This is a genomic window from Syntrophomonas sp. UBA1041 (assembly GCF_002316705.1).
In the GTDB taxonomy this organism is placed as follows: domain Bacteria; phylum Bacillota; class Syntrophomonadia; order Syntrophomonadales; family Syntrophomonadaceae; genus DTU019.
Window position 1 is genome coordinate 15,747 of record NZ_DCEA01000031.1, and the last position, 529, is coordinate 16,275.

2 protein-coding genes are annotated in these 529 nt (G+C 42.2%); both read right to left on the minus strand.

From position 1 onward, the window contains the following. Positions 1–90: 90 nt before the first annotated feature. Positions 91–192: a type II toxin-antitoxin system YoeB family toxin gene (locus B2633_RS05330; RefSeq protein WP_338116465.1), complete on the minus strand. Its 102-nt coding sequence runs from the start codon at positions 190–192 to the stop codon at positions 91–93. A gap of 8 nt (positions 193–200) precedes the next feature. After that, positions 201–317, minus strand: coding sequence for a type II toxin-antitoxin system YoeB family toxin (locus tag B2633_RS05335; RefSeq protein WP_414716774.1), 117 nt, complete (start codon positions 315–317; stop codon positions 201–203). Between the last annotated feature and the right edge of the window lie 212 nt (positions 318–529).

The window sequence follows — 529 nt, forward strand, 5'->3', positions numbered from 1 at the left end:
CGCCTTCGCCGGGTGTTGCATCCTGATCGCCAGCAGGGGGGCGCCTGCTGGGATAGCTCTAAAGGCCCATCGCATTGTGTGCATCGCCTCTTAATAATGCCCCCGGCAAGAAATAATATTAATATTGTTCCCTTCAATGGAGTATATCAATCTATGCTCATTATTGATTCTTCTGCTCCAGTACCCGGACAATTCATGTCTTAACGCTTCCGGTTTCCCGATACCCGTGTTTCCATTGGTTCAATGTCTCTAATTAATTCATTAATACGGCTTGTCATTTTGCGATTTTCTTTCTGCCAGTACCGGTATTCTTCCAGGCTGTATGTGTGAAAACTTTATTCATCGGCAAGCTCCGGGCGAAGCGTTTTTCCTGATTTCAATTCTTCAATCGACTTCAATAGCTTATTATAATATTCCGGGTCGCTCCTAATGTAGAGATTTTCCAGAAGATTATTATATTCACCTTCAGAGATTAACACTACATTACCGCCGTTTTTCTGGTAACAATGATTGGTTCAAAATTTTGATT